Annotated in this window: 19 protein-coding genes and 2 tRNA genes; 11 read left to right on the top strand and 10 right to left on the bottom strand. The window is 43.2% G+C overall.

Annotated features, from left to right (window positions below):
* The first annotated feature begins 211 nt into the window (after nt 1–211).
* The gene (locus tag G7Y44_RS06785; RefSeq protein ID WP_165248566.1) at nt 212–874 is read left to right on the top strand and encodes a GNAT family N-acetyltransferase; all 663 of its coding nucleotides are present in this window, start codon (nt 212–214) and stop codon (nt 872–874) included.
* Between the two features lie 130 nt (nt 875–1004).
* Here G7Y44_RS06785 and G7Y44_RS06780 read toward each other — a convergent pair.
* Nucleotides 1005–1080: transfer RNA gene (locus tag G7Y44_RS06780), tRNA-Ala, on the bottom strand.
* 100 nt (nt 1081–1180) lie between these two features.
* Nucleotides 1181–1257 (bottom strand) — tRNA-Ile (locus tag G7Y44_RS06775).
* 212 nt (nt 1258–1469) lie between these two features.
* Here G7Y44_RS06775 and G7Y44_RS06770 point away from each other — a divergent pair.
* Together G7Y44_RS06770 and G7Y44_RS06765 are read left to right on the top strand one after the other, a co-directional pair.
* A complete protein-coding gene (locus tag G7Y44_RS06770) occupies nt 1470–2783 on the top strand; it encodes an AI-2E family transporter (RefSeq protein WP_165248564.1) in 1314 nt (437 codons plus the stop codon).
* Between the two features lie 86 nt (nt 2784–2869).
* Nucleotides 2870–3460, top strand: coding sequence for a bifunctional nuclease family protein (locus tag G7Y44_RS06765; protein WP_165248562.1), 591 nt, complete (start codon nt 2870–2872; stop codon nt 3458–3460).
* Nucleotides 3461–3610: 150 nt separating this feature from the next.
* Here the strand turns inward: G7Y44_RS06765 and gyrA are convergent, their stop codons facing one another.
* The 7 genes from gyrA to G7Y44_RS06730 all read right to left on the bottom strand — a co-directional run bounded on the left by gyrA (nt 3611) and on the right by G7Y44_RS06730 (nt 14228).
* The gene (gyrA, locus tag G7Y44_RS06760) at nt 3611–6142 is read right to left on the bottom strand and encodes a DNA gyrase subunit A (RefSeq protein ID WP_206214423.1); all 2532 of its coding nucleotides are present in this window, start codon (nt 6140–6142) and stop codon (nt 3611–3613) included.
* Between the two features lie 149 nt (nt 6143–6291).
* Nucleotides 6292–8235, bottom strand: a complete 1944-nt coding sequence (gene gyrB, locus G7Y44_RS06755) for a DNA topoisomerase (ATP-hydrolyzing) subunit B (RefSeq protein WP_165248558.1) — start codon at nt 8233–8235, stop codon at nt 6292–6294.
* A gap of 238 nt (nt 8236–8473) precedes the next feature.
* Nucleotides 8474–9208 (bottom strand): hypothetical protein, encoded by a 735-nt coding sequence (locus G7Y44_RS06750; RefSeq protein ID WP_165248556.1) that lies wholly within the window; start codon nt 9206–9208, stop codon nt 8474–8476.
* Nucleotides 9183–10385 (bottom strand): DNA replication/repair protein RecF, encoded by a 1203-nt coding sequence (recF, locus tag G7Y44_RS06745; protein ID WP_165248554.1) that lies wholly within the window; start codon nt 10383–10385, stop codon nt 9183–9185. The genes G7Y44_RS06750 and recF overlap by 26 nt, the downstream gene beginning before the upstream one ends.
* A gap of 14 nt (nt 10386–10399) precedes the next feature.
* Nucleotides 10400–11500 (bottom strand): DNA polymerase III subunit beta, encoded by a 1101-nt coding sequence (gene dnaN, locus G7Y44_RS06740; protein WP_165248551.1) that lies wholly within the window; start codon nt 11498–11500, stop codon nt 10400–10402.
* A gap of 252 nt (nt 11501–11752) precedes the next feature.
* A complete protein-coding gene (gene dnaA / locus G7Y44_RS06735; protein ID WP_165248549.1) occupies nt 11753–13315 on the bottom strand; it encodes a chromosomal replication initiator protein DnaA in 1563 nt (520 codons plus the stop codon).
* A gap of 112 nt (nt 13316–13427) precedes the next feature.
* Entirely contained in the window at nt 13428–14228 is an 801-nt protein-coding gene (locus G7Y44_RS06730) for an ATP-binding protein (RefSeq protein ID WP_165248547.1), read from the bottom strand.
* A gap of 775 nt (nt 14229–15003) precedes the next feature.
* On the opposite strand from G7Y44_RS06730, the gene rpmH reads away from it, so the two are divergent.
* The 8 genes from rpmH to G7Y44_RS06690 all read left to right on the top strand — a co-directional run bounded on the left by rpmH (nt 15004) and on the right by G7Y44_RS06690 (nt 20124).
* Nucleotides 15004–15138 (top strand): 50S ribosomal protein L34, encoded by a 135-nt coding sequence (gene rpmH, locus G7Y44_RS06725; RefSeq protein ID WP_165042862.1) that lies wholly within the window; start codon nt 15004–15006, stop codon nt 15136–15138.
* 13 nt (nt 15139–15151) lie between these two features.
* Nucleotides 15152–15505, top strand: a complete 354-nt coding sequence (rnpA, locus tag G7Y44_RS06720; RefSeq protein ID WP_165248545.1) for a ribonuclease P protein component — start codon at nt 15152–15154, stop codon at nt 15503–15505.
* The gene (gene yidD, locus G7Y44_RS06715) at nt 15489–15722 is read left to right on the top strand and encodes a membrane protein insertion efficiency factor YidD (protein ID WP_165042866.1); all 234 of its coding nucleotides are present in this window, start codon (nt 15489–15491) and stop codon (nt 15720–15722) included. The genes rnpA and yidD overlap by 17 nt, the downstream gene beginning before the upstream one ends.
* 52 nt (nt 15723–15774) lie before the next feature.
* Nucleotides 15775–16557, top strand: coding sequence for a YidC/Oxa1 family membrane protein insertase (locus G7Y44_RS06710; protein ID WP_165248543.1), 783 nt, complete (start codon nt 15775–15777; stop codon nt 16555–16557).
* A 43-nt stretch (nt 16558–16600) separates the two neighbouring features.
* The gene (locus G7Y44_RS06705; protein ID WP_165248541.1) at nt 16601–17116 is read left to right on the top strand and encodes a Jag family protein; all 516 of its coding nucleotides are present in this window, start codon (nt 16601–16603) and stop codon (nt 17114–17116) included.
* A 157-nt stretch (nt 17117–17273) separates the two neighbouring features.
* Complete coding sequence (gene rsmG, locus G7Y44_RS06700; RefSeq protein ID WP_165248539.1) at nt 17274–17915, top strand: 16S rRNA (guanine(527)-N(7))-methyltransferase RsmG; 642 nt, start codon at nt 17274–17276, stop codon at nt 17913–17915.
* A 204-nt stretch (nt 17916–18119) separates the two neighbouring features.
* Nucleotides 18120–19022, top strand: coding sequence for a ParA family protein (locus G7Y44_RS06695; RefSeq protein ID WP_371807469.1), 903 nt, complete (start codon nt 18120–18122; stop codon nt 19020–19022).
* The gene (locus tag G7Y44_RS06690) at nt 19015–20124 is read left to right on the top strand and encodes a ParB/RepB/Spo0J family partition protein (protein WP_241159216.1); all 1110 of its coding nucleotides are present in this window, start codon (nt 19015–19017) and stop codon (nt 20122–20124) included. Before G7Y44_RS06695 ends, G7Y44_RS06690 begins: the two co-directional genes overlap by 8 nt.
* Before the next feature lie 187 nt (nt 20125–20311).
* Here the strand turns inward: G7Y44_RS06690 and rlmN are convergent, their stop codons facing one another.
* On the bottom strand, nt 20312–21343 hold the full coding sequence (rlmN, locus tag G7Y44_RS06685) for a 23S rRNA (adenine(2503)-C(2))-methyltransferase RlmN (RefSeq protein WP_165248537.1): 1032 nt from the start codon (nt 21341–21343) through the stop codon (nt 20312–20314).
* Nucleotides 21344–21389: the final 46 nt, after the last annotated feature.

Here is a 21389-nt window from a genome sequence, read left to right as displayed (position 1 = left end):
CTTTGATTTGAAAGCACTCGACGGTTTTCCATTATAACAATCGGCAATACAAGGCAAACTTCCATGCTGTCACCTCGCCAAAAGCGCACTATTCATGATCTTCATGATCTTTGTGCTCTTCGGGGTACCTGACCGTATGTGATACCATCGAGCATGACGCAGCAATTCTACGTGCTCACGTATACGCCTATGATCAACTATAGGAGACACTATGCGCTTACCTGGTATTGTTACCATTAACCCCGCCGATCGTAGTCTTATCGAGCGATTAGCAGCCATGATGGGTGACAGTTTCATGGAAGAACAGTGGACGTGTGAAGTATTGTCAGTTCTTCCCGACAACAGTGATCGTAAACGTGAAGTATCGCGCGCCATTATTTTAGCGAGCATGACCGGTGCTGTGCCGGCAGATGGTTGCTATACCCTCAATGACTCATCGGCACTAGCTTTGGCATACTTGAAAAGCGAACTGGGTGATACCACGTGGTCACAATTGGAAAAACAGGGAGCACACGTACTCGAAACCGTTTTATCTGCAGAAGAACTCACAGCAATCGAAAAGCAAGAACAGCGCATGGAAGCTGTTTCTGTGTTTAATTGGGAATACGAGACGGCGAGCGAGATGGGTTTTGACGACTTCATCCACTTCGTATGTTTAGCCGTCGACACTCAAGCGCGCGGATCGGGGTCGTTTCGTCGTTTAATCACGCCGTTTTTCGATTACGCCGATGCGCACAATATCCCTTGTTTCTTAGAAACTTACTCCGATAAGCTCGAAGCGCTCTATTATCATGTTGGGTTTCAAACCATTCGCACATTTTGCGACCCTGCCTTCGATATCGTAGAACGCGGCATGGTGAGAATGCCTGGCTAGGCGTGAATTCCTTAGGCCTTCGGCTTTCGGATCAGAATGCGCCACTGGCGCATTCTGCCCTCACGGGGTTCGATCCATGTCAGGTTACCAAAAAAGGCCGCTGACTTGTGTCAACGACCTTTCTAAGTTTTGGTGGAGCATAGGGGGATCGAACCCCTGACCTCAGGCTTGCAAAGCCCGCGCTCTCCCAGCTGAGCTAATGCCCCAAACATTCCTGCACACGTACACACGCGGCAAAAACCTCGACACTCAATAATAAACGCTCCACCGGCTAACTCGGCTCACGGTGGAGCGTTTATCGCGCAATGGTGGGCCCGAATGGATTTGAACCAGCGACCTCACGCTTATCAGGCGTGCGCTCTAACCAACTGAGCTACGGGCCCTTGAAAAAGTGCTTTGCTATTTTAAAGGGAAAGTTACCAAACCGTCAAGCTTTTTTTGGTATGTTGTTGAAATATTTCCGTTATGCTGAAACTGCCTACAACCGTACTGAAACCGTCATAATGATATTTTCTTTATGTTGAGCGAAACTGTACTGTTGTTGCATAAGATGTTAGAAACGTTGAAACCACTAATCGCTTGAAGGCTGATACATATGATTCAAGATTTTTTAAAATCGCCAAAATGGGAAACCACACGCATGACGCTCATGCTGCTACTAGTACTCACTTTCGCTTTTATGATCGCGACTAATCTTTCAAAGGTGTTTGTATTCTTTGGAAATGTGTGGGATGCCTGCCTTCCTTTCATTGTTGGCCTTGCAGTTGCGTACGTACTGAATCTACTGATGGTTAAATGGGAGAAAATATACTTCCCAAATTCATCTTCAAAGGTTGTGGAGCGCACCCGTCGGCCGGTTTGTCTACTGCTTTCGGTCGCCGTTGTCATCAGTATTATCTCCATTGTGTCCTATTTTGCCGCAAGTGAGTTAACCACGGCGATTCTCGCTATTGGCGAAGGCTTAACAGCCGTAGTGGATATCATTGAAAAATACGTCGGGGAAAACTCTCATCTTTACGCACTGATCAGCGGCGAACCCGATGTGTGGTCCGAGTATCTAAGGAAGATCGTCGATGGATTAGGTGGAGCTGACAATATAACATCATCAATTACCAAAGTAGGGTCGGGCCTACTGAGTGTAACGGTGAATACTATTGTCGCTTTTGTTTTCTCGTTATATATTCTCATCGACAAAGAACGCGCACTCGATGCGATACGCTCGTTCGGTAAGACTATCCTACCCAATAAAACATATGCATCTGTCAGCCATACGTTGTCTGTTGCAAACGGCTGCTTTGGACGCTTCGTGTATGGTCAATGTATCGAAGCATGCATCTTAGGTACGCTTTGCGCTATCGGGCTCACCATCTTCGATTTTCCCTTCGCCGCGCCGATCGGGCTTATTGTTGGCGCAACTTCTATCATTCCCATCGTGGGAGCATGGGTTGGAGGTGCGGTAGGCGCGTTCATGATATTGTCAGTGTCGCCGCAGCAAGCTATTATGTTCCTTGTTTTTCTCGTAGTGTTGCAGCAGCTCGAGAGTAACCTCATTTATCCCAAAGTCGTGGGTACATCTGTTGGCGTGCCGGGTATTCTTGTGTTGATGTCGGTCTTTATCGGCGGTGGATTGTTTGGTGTTGCCGGTATTTTATTGGCGGTTCCCATGGTGTCAACGGTTCTGACTTTACTTGCCGACAAGCGATCATCGAAAGATCAAGCTCATCGCGATATCGATGAATCGATGTATGTGATTGACATGCGCAGCGCTGTTGAAGCCGATAAAACCACTGGTAATGTGTCAACGCGCGACGTTATTCAGCCAACAGACCACGTAGATCATACAAAGGAAAACAACGCAGAGGAATCGTCTGTAGACCACTCTCCCAACGAACCAACGAAAAGGTTATAATCAAAAGTACTGCAGCCGCAGAGGACCTCGCGTTGCAAAGCGCTAACTGCACGCATGGCTTTCTGTAACACGAGAAGGGGAAGTGCGTGATTCCGGTCGAAATAAGGACCTTGGTGGTCGTATATCCTCCTAATCCTTCATTTATTGTGTTACAACCTATATCAGAGACCCCTAATGCCAAACAATCTAAGGAACAAGCACCTGATCAGCTTGAACGCACATATGAACCTGAATACAACACCATACAAGACAACGTAATCGATAATCAAAAAGTAGTCCCTATATGGATTGGTTACAACGAAGCACTCCAACTAGGTGCAGCCCTTGAAGACAAGCAGTTCGAACGCCCGATGACTCACGATTTACTGCTTAACATTATGACGAATCTTGATGGTATTATCGATCACATAGTTATCCCTCACGTGAAGGGAGCGTTATTTTACGCTACGATTTACGTGCGCCAATATGATCGCTTGATCAGTATCGACGCTCGTCCAAGCGATGCATTAGCACTCGCTGTGCGCCAATCAGCACCTATTCTTATAGATGAGTCTATTTTTGAGCGTATGGGGTGCACATTCTCATTCACTGCTGCAAAAGGATCAGAAGAAGAGGCTCAGGAAATAAAGGAATTCCAAGAGTTTCTTAATGATCTCACTCCTGATGATTTCTCTTAAATGCTTCCCATAGTAATACTTACCAATATAGTAAATCCCGCACTGATTCTATTTCTCTCACTATATACGTGGGCTTCATGAGAGGATATTAGGTATCCAGCATATCTCATGAAGCCCACATGTTACTTAACACTCGTTTCTATACTTACCTTATATATCACTTTCAGTGATGACATCGGTATCGTTTGAATTCTCATCATGACGCGCTGTCTTCTTGTCTGTGGAGATAGCTACTGCGGTCACACGATCATTGTCGGCAACCTTCATCACACACACACCTTGTGTCGAGCGCCCTAATTCAGAAATACCCTTTACCGGAGTGCGCACAATAACGCCTTCTTCTGAGATGATCATAATCTCATCGTCGGACGCTACAATCTTCATTACCGAAAGCAGGCCCTTCTTCCGCGTCATAGTGATGGTGTACACACCCTGACCACCACGATGATGTGCTGGGTATTCCGACACGGGCGTACGCTTACCAAAGCCTTTTTCGGTTATAACAAACAGATCACAACCAGGCTTTGCTATTTCCATCCCTAATACATGAGCATCAGCCGGAACTGTCATACCACGAACACCCATAGTGCCACGCCCCATGGCCCGCACTTCCTGCTCATTCCAAAGAATTGCCTTACCAGCGGATGATACCATGATCACATTCTCATTTTCCGCAACACGACGCACACTAATCAGACTGTCATCGTCCTTTAAGTTAATAGCAATCAGCCCATCGCGACGCGTACGGTCATACTGATTCATTGAGGTCTTTTTTACCATGCCTTGAGCAGTGGCGAACATGAGATATTCGTTTTCAGGGAAATCACGCGTTTCGATAACTGCCGCGATGGTTTCGCCCTTATGCAGCGGTAATAGATTGACGATAGCCGTACCACGAGCATGGCGTGACGCTTCAGGAATCTCATACACTTTCAGGCGATATACCTTACCTAACGTACTGAAGAACAGCATATAAGAATGGGTTGAAGCAATAAATAGATGTTCAACGTAGTCGTTATCTTTCAGATTCACCCCTTGCATACCCTTGCCGCCACGCTTCTGCTGTCGATACGTTCCCACTGGTAGGCGTTTCACATAGCCGGCTTTTGTGACGGTAACCACCATCTGCTCGTCGGCGATCAGATCCTCAACGTCAATATCTTTTGCTTCGCCCGATAGACGGGTTTTACGAGCTGAATTGAACTTTTTCTTGATTTCCCGCAGTTCCTCTTTAATGATTTGACGAACGAGGTTGTTATCAGCAAGCACACGCTTGTAATATTCAATTTTCTCAAGCAATGCGGCCAATTCTTCTTCGATTTTCGTACGCTCTAAGCCCGTGAGTCGGCGTAGACGCATTTCGAGAATAGCATCGGTTTGCTTTTTCGTTAACCCAAAGCGTTCAGTTAGACGAACCGCTGCTTCCTTGTCGGTTTGAGATGAGCGAATGATATGAATTACTTCATCGATGTTATCAAGCGCGATGATATACCCTTGTAGAATATGGGCTCGCTCTTCGGCTTTTGCTAGTTCATAGCGAGTACGACGAACGATAACATTTTCCTGATGAAGAATGTAGTAATGTAGCATCTCCTTTAATGAAAGAACGCGAGGAATTCCATCTACGAGCGCAAGCATAATCACGCCAAACCCGACTTGCAGCTGTGTATGTTTAAACAGCTTATTCATCACTACATCAGGAATCGCATCTTTTTTCAGATCAATAATGATATCTATACCGTGACGATCAGCTCCATCGTGAATATTTGCTATCTCGGGAAGCTTTTTTTCACGCACCAGCTCACCGAGCTTTTCCATGAGCCGCTGACGATTCACCTGATAGGGTATTTCCTTAATAGTGATAGTACTCTTACCGTTTTTTCCTTCGTGAGATTCCCATTTCGCGCGAATAGTTAAGCTACCGCGTCCTGTTTCATATGCATCAAGAACGCCTTTTTTGCCCATAATAATGCCACCAGTGGGAAAATCGGGTCCGGGAAGCGCGGTCATTAACTCTTCGGTTGTGGCATCTGGGTTGTCGATTAATAAGCACACAGCGTCAATTGTTTCGCCTAAGTTGTGAGGTGGTATATTTGTTGCCATACCAACAGCAATACCGTTTGAGCCATTAACCAGCAAATTCGGAAACCGCGCTGGTAACACGACTGGCTCTTCAAGGCTTTCATCGTAGTTCGGCTGAAAGTCGACTGTTTCCTTATCAAGGTCGCGTAACAGCTCCATAGCTGTCTTTCCCAAACGAGCTTCGGTGTAACGCATTGCCGCTGCAGAGTCGCCGTCAATAGAACCAAAGTTACCATGACCATCCACTAAAGGAACACGCATACTGAATGGTTGTGCGAGACGAACCATAGCATCATAAACCGATGAGTCACCGTGTGGGTGATATTTACCAATAACGTCACCAACGGTACGAGCCGACTTCATATGTGGCCGCTGCGGCGTGTAACCGGATTCGTTCATCGCATATAAAATGCGTCGGTGAACTGGCTTTAAGCCGTCACGTACGTCGGGAAGTGCGCGTGATACGATAACGCTCATGGAATATTCCAAGAACGACGTTTGCATTTCCTTACCAAGATACGCGCTGCGAACGATAGTTCCTTCTCCACCATTCGCACCTTCTATGATATCCCCATGAGCGGCAGGCATGTCAACAAACATTGCGCGGGCACGCTGCTCTTCCGAAAGGACATGATTATCTAACGTATCGTCTACAGAAATTCCCTCAAGTTCAGCGGAAGGCGCGTTATTGCGGTCACTATCAGGAACAAAACTCTCGTTTTCCTCGGTCATCATCGTGTCCTATCTCATTAAATGTCCAAGAAACGGACATCACGTGCATGCTGTTGAATAAAATTCTTACGGGGTTCTACCTGATCACCCATCAGTTCACTCACAACGCGCTCCGCTTCAGCTGCGTCATCTATATTTACTTGTAAAAGCGTTCGACTGGCGGGCTCCATGGTGGTTTCCCATAGCTGATCAGGATCCATTTCACCAAGACCTTTATAGCGCTGCACATCCCACTTATCAGCGCCACCCATTTCGGAAAGCACTTCACCAAGCGCGCTCTCGTCGTAGATATAGCGCTCAATTTTCGGGGATCGGGAGTTTTTCTTTTTCACACCGAAAATAGGCGGTTGTGCGATGTAGATATAACCACGATTAATAAGCTCGGGCATATAGCGATAGAAGAACGTTAATAGGAGGATGCGAATGTGCGCACCATCAACGTCGGCATCAGTCATAATAATAATGCGATGATAACGGGCTTTCTCAGCATCGAAATCATCACCAATATTGGTACCGATGGCGGTAATTAGCGAGCTAATAGTATCAGATGACAATGAACGGTTTAAACCAGCACGTTCAACGTTGAGTATTTTACCGCGTAAAGGAAGAATAGCCTGCGTTTTACGGTCGCGTGCTTGTTTAGCCGAACCACCTGCAGAATCACCCTCGACAATGAATATTTCTGACTCTGCCGGTGTTTTACTGGAGCAGTCGGCAAGTTTGCCGGGTAGCGAAAATGAATCAAGTACACCTTTACGGCGAGTCATCTCGCGAGCTTTACGCGCAGCTTCGCGAGCTTTCAGTGCTTGAGTTGCCTTTCCGATAATCCGTTTTGCAGGTGCAGGGTTTTCTTCGAGATATTCGGCGAGTCCTTTTGTCACAGCATTCTGTACGAGTGGACGTATCTCAGTGTTACCGAGCTTTGTTTTCGTCTGTCCTTCGAACTGCGGATCATGTAACTTCACCGACACGATAGCAGCCAGTCCTTCACGGGTATCATCTCCCGAAAGGTTACTATCTTTCTCTTTTAGAATACCCTTCGCACGAGCGTACTCGTTAATCGTACGCGTGACTGCCTGTTTGAAACCGTCGAGATGTGTGCCACCCTCGTGCGTATTGATATTATTCGCAAACGCCATTACCGAATTCGTGGAATACGATGTAGTCCATTGCATAGCCACTTCAACAGTGCCATCTTCATTCTCCGCTTCGAAGAACACCGGTTTATTAAGTGTTTCTTTCCCCTCATTCAAATACCTGACGAAATCGGTAATACCACCAGCGTATTGAAACGTTTCAGTACGTGGAACACCTTTCTCATCAGGTGTACGTTCATCATGCAAGATAATTTTCAAGCCGCGATTCAAAAACGCCATTTCACGGAAGCGATTTGCTAACGTCATATAATCAAATACTGTCGTCTCGGTGAAAATCTCCGGATCAGGCCAAAATGTAGTTTTTGTACCAGTTCCTGTCGCCGCACCAATCCTTTTCAATTTCTCAACTGTTTTACCGTGATCAAACGCGATCTGATACTCACCGCCATCACGCTTCACACACACCTCCACACGCGTGGATAGGGCATTAACGACCGACACACCCACGCCGTGTAAGCCTCCAGATACCTTGTAACCCTCGCCGCCGAATTTACCACCTGCATGGAGAATAGTTAAAACCACTTCAACCGTAGGAATTTTTTCCTTTGGATGTTTATCAATAGGAATACCACGACCGTTATCCGTAACCGTGATGGAATTGTCAGGATGAATCCATACCTCAATCTTATCGCAGAATCCAGCAAGAGCTTCGTCTACTGAGTTATCAACTACCTCATACACCAGATGATGTAAACCACGCGGGCCAGTTGATCCAATATACATACCCGGGCGCTTACGAACAGCTTCGAGTCCTTCAAGGACTTGGATATCTGATCCATCATAATGATCTGGTTTGTTAGCCACGTGCTGCGCTCCTTTTCCAGTGCGTTATTCAATGGCAGAAAAATCCGCGGAAACCATCACATGATATCCGCGGATACATTATTCACCAAAGTTGATGAGAATGACCACCTGAAAACAGCTGAATCTTGATCAGCTGAACATTCTAGCATAGTCTCTTTTCATACAAAGGTTTATCAGATCATCTACGGATATTCACATATGATCTAAGCACTAATTTCACTTCAAAGTGGTAAAAATATCATGAAATGTCTTTACTTCTGCTTAGATTGGCTCGTATTGCTTTATCGAGCGACTTTTTCACCTGTTCATTATCAATATCTTCCACGTGATTGATAAGCATATCGAATGTCTCAGCAGGAACTTCAAGTTTTTTAAACCTCTCAGAACGTGACATATTCACATCCGATCCTTTCTTTAGATTCCCGTCTTCATCAAGAAAAGGATGGCGTGAACGCATATCCATTTTTGACGGCAGTATCTTGAATTTTTCAATATACTCCCCTGATTCTCGAAGTCTCATCTTTAGAAACTCTTGACGAGCATCAAGATCTGATCTCACCATACTGTCATCGGAATATACAATTAGTTGCTTTGGTGAGAAACGACGTGTTTCACGTGAAACACGTTTATAGTCAGTCACATGGTCAATAGAAGACCCATTATTGTTATGTTCTTTAACACCGAATTCTATTACGGATAATCCGACATCACACATATACTCAGACTGATGAACAGTCGTACAAGAATCGGTTTCAGAATCTATGACATCCGAAGAAATACAATTATCGGTATCTTTCATAATATACACTGCATTCGTATGCATAAGAATAAGACCAGAAGCTTCACTATATACTTCTTCAACTGCACGACGCCAAGCAGCATGAACCTGGGCAACGCGAATAGCTTTCTTTGATAAACCATACACGGAAGACGATCGCATGAAATCGTTAATACCCACATTTAACCGCTTCATTCAACGCCTCCCTTCCAGAAAATGGGGGCGTATCACGTTCGATAAAGGTACTCCCCTTCTCTTTTCCTAATGTAACCACACGCGCGCGGTAGAGTGTTTCGTTATCAAAGTAGTCAAGGTGTGCTGTAGTAATAAATGTTTGCATGTCTTTTGATAAGAATGATATTAGTGATTGACGACGATCATCATCAAGTTCACTCATTACGTCGTCTAGGAGAATGATCGGCTGTTGACCTAGTATTTCATGAATAAGAGCTACCTCAGCGAGCTTAAATGCTAACACTAACGACCGTTGTTGACCTTGACTACCGTATGCTGCCACGTTCATCCCGTCAATTTGAAACTCAATGGTATCAGCATGCGGACCAACAAGAGATCGCCGCCGCGCTAGTTCTTCTCCTTTTCGTTGATTAAGACAAGCACGTAATAAATCTCTTGCTTCATCACGAACGTACGGTATGTGATTATATTCATAGGTTAAAACGCTTTCACTATCACGCTCCCATGAAGGAATATAGTACCCCGATACTGTTTCTTTTTCATCCGTTATCTCTTGATAAAATGATGCTAAATAAACCATGAGCTTTGAAAATAGCGCTGCACGGTAACAGGTAAGTTGAGCACCAACGGTTACGATTATCTCATTCACCGCATCTAATACATCCGGTTCACAACCTTCCTTTAATGCAGAGTTTTTATGCTTAAGCAACTTCTCATAGTCTTTCCGGATCAGATAATGGTTCATTGACAGTTGTTCTCCAAGAGCATCAACTGCTTGACGACGAGTGGACATCGATCCTTTTGCAAGATTTAAATCATCCGGAACAAAGGCGACTGAAGGAATTACCCCTTTCATATCTCCATTGCGTTTTGATTTACCATTCAACAAATAGTGACGTTTATTATCAATTATGCGAGTCTCTAAGGAAAGCTGACGATTACCATCACTTATATCCGCTGTTATCGATGTATAGTTACAATCTTTTCGAACCAGCTGATCGGTGGAAGCATGCCGAAGTGTACGTTGCGCCGTTACTAAGCGCAATGCTTCCATGAGATTCGTCTTCCCAGTCGCATTCGGTCCAACCAGAATAGTGAGCGGCCCTATGTCAGACAACTCAAATGCCGCATAACTGCGGAAATTCGACAGGGTAATATGGCGAATTGTTAAGCTCACACAACACCGCTGTTTTAAGAAATACGCACTGGCATAACGAGATAAAGGAAATTATCCGGGTTATCCGATTTAAATATTCCTGGTTTCATACCCTCATTAACCTCAAGAAATACCTGATCAGTATCAATTGCCGCCAATCCATCAAGCACATAAGTATAGTTAAATGCAATCTCAACCGATTCACCTTCAGCTTCACACGAAACAACTTCCTGAGCTGATCCGATATCGTGAGCCGCCGAGGACACCTGTACCGCTTGTACTTCGGTATCAATAGAGAAACGCACCGGTGATGATGTCTGAATCAGTAACGACGCACGCTTTACAGCAGACACTAAATGGTTCTTATCCATAGCAACGCGTGTAGTACATGTTTTAGGTAGTAGTTGGCGATAATTTGGGAATGATCCTTCAATACGGCGATTAATAAGCATAGTGTCATGATATGTTACGACGATTTGGTTTTCCGCTAAGGCAATAGTTACATCGTCATCAGACTTCACCATAGCTGCAATTTCTTGTAAAAAAGGTCCTGAAATAACAGCTTCAAAGTTGTCAGCTGCGGCCTCAGGAACCTCTGATTCAGCGATAGCAAGGCGATATGAATCGGTTGCCACCATCTTCAAGGTTGTTTCTTCTAATGTGATCAGTACGCCAGTAAGAATGGCACGACTTTCATCTTTCGACACTACGCGTGCAACTTTCTTAACCATAGAAGATAACTTCAAGAAAGGAATTCGTATCTTTTGATGGACATCCACGTGAGGAAAGCCTGGGAATTCCTCTGCATCGAGTGTCTTAATTGAGAAAGAAGCTGCATCACACGTAATAATAGCTGACTCTCCTTCCAATGCGAAATGAACTGCCGCATCAGGAAGACTCTTTACGATTTCACTAAACAGCTTACCCGGAACAACTACACGTCCGGGTGTATCAATGAGTGCCGCAACAGTGTACTGGATAGATAACGATAAGTCGGTTGTTTGCAGTGTTAATGAGTCATTATTTGCATCGATATAAATACCTGAAAGTACGGGAAGTGTCGACCGGGTTGAAATTCCCTTTAAAACGACAGATAGTGCATTTTGCAGCTCTGATTGATTAATACTGAATCTCACGATTATTTCCTTCCCTACAGTGATTCGTTGTTTCTTCTATATCTATTGGTTTTTGAATAACAACAATAATAACGACGGTTAAAAAGTGGAAAACTGTTAAAACCGCATATGAGAGTGAAAATGTTCGTTCTTGAATACAGTGTAAATCTCTCCAAGATATCCACCTGTTTTATTGCTGAAATTATCTTTCCCCTATCGATTGGTGGTTATCAGTCATATTTGAGTCATGTTTTATCATGTTGTCCACTTTTCCTAAATTTCTTGAATGAGCTGGCGTAATGTTTCAATTTCCTCACGCAACTCTCGGTTTTCTTTCATTTTCTCTTCAATGATAGAAACTGAATACATGACGGTCGAGTGGTCTCGGGAGAATTTCTTTCCTATGTCGTTGTATGGTAAATCGAGGATTTGTCGACAGAGATAAATAGCCACTTGACGAGCATACTTGATCTCACGCGTACGTTTTTTTCCTACTAAATCGTTATGGTTGACCTTATAGAAGCCCTCGACTGTTTTTTGAATATCAGCGATAGTAACTCTCCGTGATGGCCCGCCGGTAAAATGATTCTCAAGCAGTTTTTTTACGTCGTCGAGCGTAATATTCTTAGAACTAACCAAGGAAATTTGGTATATCACCTTGGTTACTGCGCTTTTTAGTTCTCGAATGTTTGAACTCGAACTTTCTGCGATATACATCTGGATATCTTCAGGGATGACGAAATTATCATCATGTTCGTTTTCTTTATATTCGCTGATAAAACTACGCACGATACCGAGCTTGGTTTCAAATTCGGGTGGTTGGATATCAAACGTACCGCCCGAATTAAACCTGCTGATGTAACGCTCATCGATATCGATATTCTTTGGTGCACGGTCGGCGGAGAGAACTACTTGTTTTCCCTCATCAATAAGCTTGTTGAAGATCTGAAACACGATGTCGAGGGTTTGTTTCTTACCTTGAAGCCATTGAACGTCGTCAATAAGTAATACGTCAGCTTCTTCGTATTTATTCTTAAAGTTACGATAACTCTGTTTTTCCTTGTCATGTGCGGCGCTGGCATCCATATAGTCCGACAACAGTTCAGCAGAATCGACATAGATTGTCTGGAGATGGGGTTGCGTCTCGTTGATATAGTTTTGTATAGCGCGAAGTAAATGAGTTTTTCCTAATCCAGATCGTCCATAAATAAACAAAGGATTAAGTGTCTTCTTTCCGGGTACTTCAGCAACTGACACCGCCATATGATATGCCATTCGATTCGAATCGCCGATGACGAAATTCTCGAAAGTTAGGGCCCCTGTTACGCTGTCACACATGCGCCCACTGGAATACCTTTTAACCGAAAAATCGTTGGGTTGAATTGATAATTGGTCAAATACCTGTGACCTTTGTATTATTTGATCTTCCTTCTTATTTGTTAGTTGTTCTAGCTCAGAAGATTGAAAGATATTTGCTATCTCTTCGGTTGTTGTCGCTGATGATTGGGTTGTTGTCGTGGAGGTAGAGCGCACATTTCCTGTATTAGATTGGGTTTGTTGTGAATATAAGCCCTGTGTAGCGTCAACTTCTACCACAACAGTGAATGGTATTCCATATTCATCACTGAGTGCGCGCTTGATATAGCCAACGTAATGCCGTTCAATCCAGGTTTTAATGAATTCGTTATCAGCGGTCAGCATGAGAAAACCGTCACTCATCGCTTGAGGTTGGAGTCTGGAAAAGAATGCATTAATCTGAGCAGGATCGATCTCTTCGTACTCTTTAACTGTTTCACATAGTACGTTCCAGGTATGTTCGAGTTTTTCGCTGTTCATTGCAGTCGTCTCTCCAGGTTTCGTCTGCTGATTATTCCTTATGAGCGCCTTCGGGTAACTTCCGATTTTATATCAAATAAGGGTCGATGGGGCGCTTCATAAGAGAAACGTTCTACAAAGAGCTTGCTACCTGAAATCCCATATCAGTGAGAATTCTCTTCTTTCCCATTGTTTTTTCCAATAATCCCGCTTCTTCGAGGCGTTGAAGTTCCTTATAGGTTGAAGAAGTTGGGTAACCAGTAAGGTTTACCACGTCGGTAACCCCAAGTGCCCCTTCAGATTCGAAGCATTTAAGAATGTCACGTTGACGTTCATTTAACGGGGGTATAGGGATACTTGAGTGATTACGATTACCTACCATCTGCTGATTAAACGCAGACCTGGAATGTTGTTTTAGACTAACGGTTACTACTGCGCCCGTTCCGAGATTATCCTCGATTGAAATTGTTCCATTTTTCATATCGAGATACTCTTTTGTGAGAGGTAAACCGGATCCAACACCTCGAATATAGCGTTTCATCGGTTCGATTGCTGAGGTAAAACCTGGTAATTGTGCTTTGGTTTTATCGGTGATACCTGGCCCTTGGTCAGCAAATCTGATGGTATTGCCGTCGTCAAGGATTGACACAACGATCTCTTCGAATCGCGCATGAATAAAGTTCTCGGACACTTCGCGAATGACCGCATATGGAATTGTTCCTCCAAGCATGCGTGCTTCGCGGTCGATAGATGATGCGAGTGTTTCAATAAAATCGGCTGTCGGAGCGGGTTGAATCTCAATTACGCGTGGCGCGGCAAGCTTATCGTCATAGCGGGCTATTCGAGCTATTGTATGGACGTATGAGTAATCAAACCCTCCCTCTTCTAAGGAAACATTAGGGTGATTCTCGTTATGTTCGATCTGGTTTTCCAATTGTTTTCCGTTTTCAGACCTGATATTTCATACTTTTCAAGATTATTCCGCGCTCATTGTAGCTGTATTTAGATAATGAATCTATTCATCTGCGAAAAGAGAGAATTTCCTTTACTGTTTCCATTATTCATCCAGGTGAAAATATCGTATTCATAAGGGGTTTCCCAGGTTTTTAACTTTTTATTCATGAAATGTTGAAAACATTGAAAAGTAGCTATAGGAAATTGGGGAAAACTAATGAAAGAAGAGATGAGTTGTTGAATAATTCTCAAAACAAAAAGGGAATCGTTCGAAAACTGAGAAAACCTACTTGAACAGGATAATCGTTAATTTGACAAGATTTAAAAAATAATTTTCAGAGATGTTGTTGTTAAATAATATTAAAATACCAGGTCAAAAGCGACAAAACAGATGTTTGTATTATTAAATGCCTGATGAAACACTATGTCATATGTAAAAGGTAACACTCTTGACAAATTGAAAAGAAAGGTTTTTCCACCACGGTTTATGAGTGATTTCGAAGTTTTCAACATTTTCCACAATTTCATGATCGACATACAGGATAACAAAAGAGAAAGAACTCCTTATCTTATATAATTCCCGTTTCTTTCCTTGTTTTTCCTCTTCACACTGCAGGTATATAAACGAAAATTGGAAGGCTGTGATGAAAGCCGGGGAGGTTTTAGGTATCAATATGAATTATGAAAAACAGTTGACGAGCTGGGAATTCAGTATATAATTTGGGAGTTGCTCTTAACCATGAAAGGGAAATAATATGAAGCGCACGTATCAACCTAACACTCGTAAGCGGGCTAAGTGCCACGGTTTCCGTGCTCGTATGGCGACCAAGAGCGGCCGTAAGGTTTTGGCTCGCCGCCGCGCCAAGGGACGTAAACGTCTTTGCGTGTAAAAGGAAGCTTAGGTTGGAGACTATAACATCGAAACAGGAAATCTCCGATCTCTTTTCCTCTGGCAAGCGTTTCCATACGCCTTACCTGACTTTCATAGTGTTACCAACAAAGCGGCACGACCTTAATGGTCGTGTTGCTTTTATAGCGGGAAAAAAGTTAGGGAATGCTGTTTGGAGAAACCGTGCAAAGAGACGCATGAGAGAGGCGTGTTATTTGGCGGGAGGTCCCTGGAAAGGCTTTGATGTGGTATTTCTCGCGAAAAGAAATGTGAATAGTATTACATTTAAAACACTTGTCAGTGTATGTACCGAAACAGCGCAAAAAGCTGGGTTTGTTCGAGATTCCGTTTATGATAGACAGAATTAAACAGCTTCCCGTTCGAGTAGCAACGCTTGTTATTTTGTTTTATCAAGCTGCGATATCTCCTTTGTTTCCCTCGTGCTGTCGATTTCAACCAACGTGTTCTCAGTATAGTTTGATCGCTTTTCGGAAATATGGGTTCAAAAAAGGTTTTATCCTCACCATTAAGAGGATTCTACGGTGTCGTCCGGGAGGACCACATGGTTACGATCCTGTACCCTGAGCGGGATCTGTACTACGTGGTGCTCTTTGGTATATAAAGGAAGGAAGGAATTATGTGGTCGGTATTCAAAGATTGGATCTTTGATATCATCAGTTTCTTCTACGACTTTGTTGGTGACTGGGGAATGGCGATTATTATAATCACCGTCATCTTCCGCCTGATCATGGCTCCGATTGTGCATAAGCAGTCGAAGTCGAGCTATCAAATGCAGAAGATCCAGCCTAAGATCCAACAACTGCAGTCGAAGTATGCTGATGATCCTCAACGTATGAATGTTGAGATGCAGAAATTGTACGCAGAAGCGAAATTCAACCCGCTTGCTGGGTGTTTACCAATGCTTCTACAAATGCCAATTTTTATGGCGTTGTTTCAGGTGTTGCGCGAGATGGGCGATCGTGTTCAGGGCACGTATGAGTTCTATAATCTCGTTCCTAGCTTGGTTACTACACCATCACAGGCTCTTGGTCAGGGATTTCTCTTTTTCTTACCCTATGTCATCTTGATGGTTGTGTTCGCGGGAGCAACATTCTTACCAATGTTTCTTCAGCAGAAGAACAACTCCGATCCTAAGCAAAAGCAGCAAATGTACATTATGTCTGGTCTTATGAGCTTAATGATGCTGTGGATTGGTTGGAGTTCGCCAGCGGGCGTACTTTTATTCTGGGGAGTGTCATCTCTCTTCGGTGTTGTACAACAGCAAATTGCAATGAGTATTATGCGTAAACGTGATGAAGAGGAATCGAACGAGATCGAAGTTCAGCCGATTGAGATTGATGTGACGAGGAAGGAAAAGAAGCCTCGCCCTAAGAAAAAAGGCGGCAAAAAGAGGCATTAATAGTTGTTTCACGTGAAACAACTGGTGGATTAAAGGAGCAACTATGGCTGAAGAGCTAGAAAAAGAGCAGCCTGACGACTATGTTGAGCTCACTGACGAAGATATTGATCGTATAGCTGATACTGCTATTGGTGTTTTGAAAGATATTTTGAAGCACTTCAATGTTGGTGAGATTGTTATTGATGAATATGAAGGCGATGAAGGAGAACTCATTCTAGATATCACCGGTGATGATCTTGCGGTTCTTATTGGACGTCATGGGAAAACACTCGATTCTTTACAATTTCTCGTGTCAGCTATTACGTTAAGAACGCTTGGATTCCGTTATCCGGTTGTCATTGATGTTGAGGGATATAAAGGGCGTCAGCGTGAGAAATTGGAGTCTATTGCCCGTTCATCTGCGAATCGGGCAGCATCTCAGCATAAGTGTGTAAAACTGCGACCTATGACTCCATATGAGCGGCGTATTGTTCATATTGCTCTTCGTGATGATGATCGAGTTGAAACCGCATCCGAAGGTGAAGGGTCAGCTCGTCATGTAGTGGTTATTCCTCGATAAAATCGAATACATAGTTTGATTATGAAGACTCCCAAGTGCTGATATAGCTGGGGAGTCTTTTTCTATTCTTGCCATGCAGATGAAGTTCCACTGTGGTATACAAATAAGTAATCAGGTAGGATACAGTGCTCAACCAGTTAAAAACCAAGGAGCCTTCATGCATGACGATCTTCTTCGGAAGCATCTTGAGCTAGTTATTGAAGCAAATAAGATAACAAACATAACACGTATTTCTTCTTTAAATGAGGGAATGAGACTTCATGTTGCTGATTCCCTTATTGGATTAGAAGAAATAAACGCCGCTCCTATAGGAAAATATGCTGATATTGGATCAGGTGCTGGATTTCCAGGGATACCGCTTGCCATTGAAACAGGTCGTGAAACCCTCTTAGTTGATTCCGTACGAAAAAAGACCGCTATTCTTGATTCATTTATAAAAACGCTTGAGTTGGAAAATGTATCAACATATACGGGAAGAATTGAAGACCTTGGAAGGGAAAGAGCAGGGCAATTTAGTGTGGTTACAGCGCGTGCCTTGGCTAAATTATCGATTCTTATGGAACTATCGAGTCCCTTGCTTTGTGATAATGGTTTACTTGTTTGTTATAAAGCTCTCGTTGATGATGACGAATTGGGACATGCTTTAGAGTTACAAGAAAAGCTTGCAATGAGATACGTTTCAGATCGAACAGTTTCTTTAGATGATAAAACACGTAGAATTATCTGCTTTAAGAAGCAAGGGAAACCAATAATAAAACTACCACGAAACGTTGGTATGGCTCAGAAGAAGCCTTTGTAACGCCGGAAAGTAGTTACTTCAACGGATGTGAGAGCGAATGTTTCATATGAAACATCGAGAAGGTATATACTTTGAATCGTCCGATGAAAGGGGATTTCTGTGGGCTTATTCGATAGTTTGAAGCGTGATAGACATAAAAAGGAATCTGAAATAACAGCAACTCCTGGTCCTACTATTGAGGAACCGAAAGAAGAAATTACTCAAATAGATTCGATTGAAGATATTGAGGCTGCTCCCGTTATTGAGCGAGAAGTGAAACAACCCGAGCCGGTGCGGGATGTCGTGATTGAGAGCCGTCCGTTGAAGTCGTATGCTGACAAGGCTCCAGTAACTCACGTTGTTGGTCAAACAAAGGTTATTGCTATCATTAATCAAAAGGGTGGAGTTGGTAAGTCGACAACATCTATCAACTTAGGTGCTGCTCTTGGTGAAATAGGTAAACAAGTTTTGCTTATTGATCTTGACCCACAAGGAAACTCTTCAAGTGGTTTAGGAATCGATAAAGGTGCAGTTCAAAACTGTATTTATGACGTATTACTTAACGATGTGCCGATAGAGCAAGCTATTATTCCCGATGTATACGAAGGGTTAGACGTTGTTCCTGCAACAATCAACCTTGCTGGTGCGGAAGTTGAGCTTGTTTCTGAGATGGCACGTGAAAACCGTCTTAAAGATGCTGTTGGCACGATGAGAGGGAGATATGATTTTGTTTTTATCGACTGTCCTCCCTCTCTTGGTTTATTAACTGTTAATGCTCTTGTTGCAGCAGATAAATTGTTAATCCCAATTCAGTGTGAATTCTATGCATTGGAAGGTGTGACAAAACTTCTTGATTCGATGAATCGTGTCAAAAGTCGCTTGAATCCAAGTTTAGATATCTATGGCGTGCTTATGACGATGTACGATGGAAGGACGACGTTATCGCGACAAGTTGTCGAAGAGGTGAGAAATTACTTCGGCAGAATTGTTTTTGAGACAATGATTCCTCGAACCGTCAAATTATCAGAAGCCCCGAGCTATGGTCAGCCTATTACTCAATATGATCCTGCCGGCAAAGGAGCGCAATCGTACGTTGATCTTGCAAAGGAAGTGATCTCCCGTGGCTAAAAATACACGCAGTGGTTTAGGCCGTGGTTTAAATTCTCTTATGGGTAGTATTTATAACGAGGCAATTCCAGAAGAGAAGCCTGAACCGATCAAACATACGCAACCTACCCAATCTGTCCAGGTTGTGAAGCCTACTCAACCTGTTCCACGTGTAATGGTAGAAGGTGAAGATGTACCATCAGAGTCGATAAAAGCCGTTAAAATGACTCCTGAACAGCGAGCAGAACAAGCTCGAGAAAACGAAGTACATTCAGTGATAATAGAAGATCTTAATCAAGCTGTTAGTAGTGAGGATATATCTATCAGTGTTGTTTCCAAACAAATTACCGATGAAATATCTATCGACTTAATTGAGCCGAATCCTGATCAGCCCCGAACAAACTTCAAACGAGAAGAATTAGAAGAACTAGCCGCTTCAATAGAGAAGGATGGGTTACTTCAACCCATTTTGGTTCGTTCGATTGATGGAGAAAGATATCAGATCATTGCAGGTGAACGCAGATGGCAGGCATGCAAATTAATTGATTTGAAAACTGTTCCTGTTCGAATTAAAGAAGCGGACAATGATCAGGCTTTAGAGCTTGCATTGGTTGAGAATCTTCAGCGTTCTGATTTGAATCCAATTGAAGAGGCATATGGATATCGGAGAATGATGGAGCGTCGTGGTATGACGCAGGCCGAAGTTGCTCAAGCAATGTCGAAAGGTCGTTCAACGGTAGCGAATGCATTACGGTTGCTTGATCTTCCTGAAGACGCCCAGCAATTACTGTTTGAAGAGAAAATTACTGCGGGTCATGCGCGTGCTATCTTATCTATTCCCACACAAGAGGGACGACAAAAACTAACTGATAAGCTATTACAAGAAACTCTTTCAGTGCGTGAAGCGGAAGCGATTGCACGGTTAATGTCTGGTAAAACATCGGCAGCAAAGCAATCTCGTGCACCGTTACCTGATTCATATAAGAAAGTTGCTACTGAGCTTAAGAAAGTGTTAAGTGCACCTGTTCGCGTTAAGTCAGTTAAAGGGAAAAATAAAATCGAAATTGAGTTTAAAGACGAAGAAGATTTGAAACGTCTGTTTAATCAATTATCTTCCGAGTAGAACAATCGTTAACATCAATGTTTCACGTGAAACATTGATGTTAACGAAGATTGATTCTTATTACATAAACAATTAGTGCGAGCTCCTTCTCATTTCCAAGGAGCTCGCACTCTTTCAATACTAGTAAGTGTTTAAGGATAAGAAATCAAGAAAGAGAAGAATCTAATATAAGGATAGTATCTTAGTTTTATAGCAAATGTGTTTGCTTTAATTGTCCACATGCTCCCGCAATGTCACTTCCGCGAGAATCACGTATTGTTACTTCTATACCACTATTGGTTATTTCTGAAACCCATTTCTTTATTACTGCAGCAGATGAGGGTTGATAAGGGGAATCCTTAATGGAATTGATAGGAATAAGATTAATATGACAGAGAAGACCTTTACAAAAACGAAGTAATGCTTGAAGATCACTTGGCTGATCATTAACGTTTCGGATCATGATATATTCGAATGTAACACGTCGTTTCGTTGCTCTGATATAAGACTGGAGTTCTTTCCGAAGGTCGGGAAGAGGAAAACATGCAACCTTTGGCATCAGATAATCGCGAGTTTCCTGCACTGCAGAGTGTAGAGATACGGCAAGCGTGAATTGTTCTGGTTCTGAAGCAAGCCGTTGAATACCTGACAGTACACCGCAGGTTGATAAGCTGATGTGTCGTGCACCGAGAGCTATTCCTTTTGGATTGTTGAGAATGCGTAGCGCAGCAAGAACGTTATCATAATTGAGAAATGGTTCACCTTGTCCCATACCGACGATATTGGTAACACGTTTTCCCATATCTTCTTGTGCTAAAAGAACCTGGTCAACGATTTCCCCTGGGAAAAGGTTTCGAATAAAACTCTCTTTTCCTGTAGCGCAAAAGTCACAAGCCATTGGGCATCCGATTTGAGTAGAGAAACAAACTGTTAACCGCGAATCGTTCTTTGAGGGAATAGCAACGGTTTCAACACAGGTGTTGTCGTGAAATTCGATAATGTACTTTCTTGTTCCGTCTTTCGAAATACGCTTATTAATGATTGATGGTGTATAGAGTGGATATATCTCTGAAAGGGTTGATCGTAACGCTTTTGGGAGGTTAGTCATCTTGTCGTATGAGTCAACATGGTGAACATAAAGCCATTCTTCGAGCTGACGAGCGCGAAAAGGACTTTCTCCGAGTTCTTTCATGAGAACTGATAGCTGATTTGGTGAATATGTTTTGATATGAGTTTCCATAAGGAAGATTATACCTGTTTCACGTGAAACATGCGCATTGTACGGC

Origin of the sequence: Adlercreutzia sp. ZJ141, assembly GCF_011038965.1 — a bacterium.
Classification (GTDB): domain Bacteria; phylum Actinomycetota; class Coriobacteriia; order Coriobacteriales; family Eggerthellaceae; genus ZJ141.
Note: the sequence above shows the minus strand (reverse complement) of the source record. Positions and strands in the feature narration are given on the sequence as shown.

Coding starts and splice junctions, on each gene's coding strand:
- G7Y44_RS06785 (WP_165248566.1), top strand. CDS start 212: ATGCGCTTACCTGGTATTGTTACCATTAACCCCGCCGATCGTAGTCTT.
- G7Y44_RS06770 (WP_165248564.1), top strand. CDS start 1,470: ATGATTCAAGATTTTTTAAAATCGCCAAAATGGGAAACCACACGCATG.
- gyrA (WP_206214423.1), bottom strand. CDS start 6,142: ATGTTTGTTGACATGCCTGCCGCTCATGGGGATATCATAGAAGGTGCG.
- G7Y44_RS06750 (WP_165248556.1), bottom strand. CDS start 9,208: ATGAAGCGGTTAAATGTGGGTATTAACGATTTCATGCGATCGTCTTCC.
- dnaA (WP_165248549.1), bottom strand. CDS start 13,315: ATGAACAGCGAAAAACTCGAACATACCTGGAACGTACTATGTGAAACA.
- rpmH (WP_165042862.1), top strand. CDS start 15,004: ATGAAGCGCACGTATCAACCTAACACTCGTAAGCGGGCTAAGTGCCAC.
- yidD (WP_165042866.1), top strand. CDS start 15,489: ATGATAGACAGAATTAAACAGCTTCCCGTTCGAGTAGCAACGCTTGTT.
- G7Y44_RS06710 (WP_165248543.1), top strand. CDS start 15,775: ATGTGGTCGGTATTCAAAGATTGGATCTTTGATATCATCAGTTTCTTC.
- G7Y44_RS06705 (WP_165248541.1), top strand. CDS start 16,601: ATGGCTGAAGAGCTAGAAAAAGAGCAGCCTGACGACTATGTTGAGCTC.
- rsmG (WP_165248539.1), top strand. CDS start 17,274: ATGCATGACGATCTTCTTCGGAAGCATCTTGAGCTAGTTATTGAAGCA.
- rlmN (WP_165248537.1), bottom strand. CDS start 21,343: ATGGAAACTCATATCAAAACATATTCACCAAATCAGCTATCAGTTCTC.